General features: G+C 55.4%; 2 protein-coding genes. Both read right to left on the bottom strand.

Going from position 1 to position 2,029, the window contains the following annotated elements; all coding sequences use genetic code 11:
• Nucleotides 1–106: 106 nt before the first annotated feature.
• Nucleotides 107–589 carry a DUF2092 domain-containing protein gene (locus K6T12_RS21355; RefSeq protein WP_222224996.1) on the bottom strand — a complete coding sequence of 161 codons (483 nt, stop codon included), beginning with the start codon at nucleotides 587–589 and terminating at the stop codon, nucleotides 107–109.
• A 292-nt stretch (nucleotides 590–881) separates the two neighbouring features.
• Nucleotides 882–1,508 carry a DUF3313 domain-containing protein gene (locus K6T12_RS21350; RefSeq protein WP_222224995.1) on the bottom strand — a complete coding sequence of 209 codons (627 nt, stop codon included), beginning with the start codon at nucleotides 1,506–1,508 and terminating at the stop codon, nucleotides 882–884.
• Nucleotides 1,509–2,029 lie beyond the last annotated feature (521 nt).

Genomic DNA, 2,029 nt, shown 5'->3' with positions numbered 1-2,029 from the left:
AAATCCTCGGTCAGTTGACCGAAGATGAACACCTGGGCTAATAATCCGGGGGCGTGATGCGTTGAGAAATCAGGTGTTCACGTTCGTCCGGAATCGGTGTTCATCTTCACCGGAATATGCAATAGGGATTGGAAAACAGCAGATCGGCGCCGGGGGCCGTAATACCGGTCTCAAGTTCAAAGGCACGAATGGCATCATCCACAGTGCCCGGCTGCTCCAGCTGGGCATAGATGTTGTGGTCTTTTTGGTAAAGCGTCAGGCGCTTGCCGTCATAGCTCAGTTGGACCTCTCCAATTAGTCCCTTGCGTTCGATGTGCAGCTTGTCAGGCCGTTTCAACAGGGCTTCGGCATAGCTGCTGAACTGCAATTTTTGTCCTTCATGGGTAATGATCTCCAGGTCGATGTCAGCATTGACGCTGAAAGACTCGAGACCGCCAAGATAGGCAGACATCGTTTTTAGGATATGGTCGGCCGACGTAGCGGCCTCCTGCTGACCGAACGCCGGCCCGCCCGACAACACCGCGCTGAATAGCAGCACGGCGACGAGCTGTGGCCCGCTGCCTTGTGTACTTGCAATTGCTTCTTTCATACCCATTTCCTTCATCAAGCCTTAGAGTTTCGAAAGGAGTGTTGGGGCCGCAATTGCCGCGCTCAATATTCCGGTGTATTCCTGACCGGTGAGGTATAGGCGCGCTGTCGCTGGCGAATCCAGGTCTGCTTTAGCCAGCCGCTCTGGCGGCCGTTATACGGACGGCGCGCGACAGGCCGGTTTCGGCGTCCTCAGTATCGTCATTTAGCCAGCCATGCAGCACGAACAGCACGCCACCGATGGCCAGGAAGTGAAGCAGCGGCTCCTTGCAGAAGTGAACGGGAAGCTCCGGTTACTGAGCCGCCTGCAGGCGGGACTTGAATCGTTCCGCATAGTAACCGAAGGTTTTTTCTATCGACTCCCAGGAGAGTTTTTCTCCGGCCGCCTTCGGCGCCACATCGACCAGGACACCGAGACGCTCGCCAGTCACCGAATCCAGCGTTTCGATCTCCAACTCCGCATCCTTGAGTGAAACCCCTGTCCCCCCCTTGACGGCAGTCGCCACTAGCCCAATCGGGGTATAGCCTAGCAAGCCGCGTTTCTTTTTCTTGAGCTTTACGTTGGTCAGGGCCGCACGTATGTAGAGAACGCCCTCGCCGCCCTGGCTGACCACCGGAACCTCCGGCTCGAGCGTCTTGATCGCCGTTTCATGGAAACTGTCCGCCAGTTCCTTGAGTTCAGCAGCGTCCAGCCCCTTGTACTCCGAATCTGGGCTGATGAAGATGGTGATCGGTTCAATCATCACCCGGGTATAGCTCGCCCGATCGAACCCGGGCTTTTCCCATATCATCGCGCCAATACGATCCGGGTCCCTGTCTAGAGGCGGCATGTCGTCGATGAAATCGGAAGCCACTGCCGGTTGTGCCAATAGCAACAGCAGAGCTGTGATTGAGGATAATCGTCTAAAGAGAGGGTTCATAAGTCTGACCTCGCTGAAATTAGGTGGAGAGTCGCCACGAGGGGCGTTTGAGCGTCAAAACCGTAGAGGGCTGAACTCGTACTGACAGCCGTCAGCATCCACCGACCAGGCCAGCGTGCTCGTGCTGAACCCCGGAACCAATAAAGACGCTAGAAGTGATTTCTTGCAGGACATCGGCTAATGCTCCGGACACTGGTCGCTGACATTAGCCATCTCGGGAATGGCGAGAACCCTGGACTTTCCGGCAGGTTCTTACAGCAGAGATAGGACCCGGCACGTACATCAAAGACAAAGCTCGGTTTACCAACGACGACGTTAATATTCGGGGAACCACGACCGTCTTGCCAAGCGGTCTTCTCCCGCCTGTAATCTCGAAGTGAAGTATAGTTGGCATCTTTATGCGTATTCCGGCGAAGTTGAACACCGATTCCGGACGAACGTGAACACCTGATTTCTCAACGCATCACGCCCAGACGTTTTTAGCCCAGGTGTTCATCTTCGGTCAACTGGCCGAGGATTTT

This window comes from Marinobacterium arenosum, assembly GCF_019795155.1.
GTDB lineage: Bacteria > Pseudomonadota > Gammaproteobacteria > Pseudomonadales > Balneatricaceae > Marinobacterium_C > Marinobacterium_C arenosum.
Note: the sequence above shows the minus strand (reverse complement) of the source record. Positions and strands in the feature narration are given on the sequence as shown.

Excerpts from the sequence above, each read along its gene's own strand:
- K6T12_RS21355 (WP_222224996.1), bottom strand. The coding sequence starts at position 589 with ATGAAAGAAGCAATTGCAAGTACACAAGGCAGCGGGCCACAGCTCGTC.
- K6T12_RS21350 (WP_222224995.1), bottom strand. The coding sequence starts at position 1,508 with ATGAACCCTCTCTTTAGACGATTATCCTCAATCACAGCTCTGCTGTTG.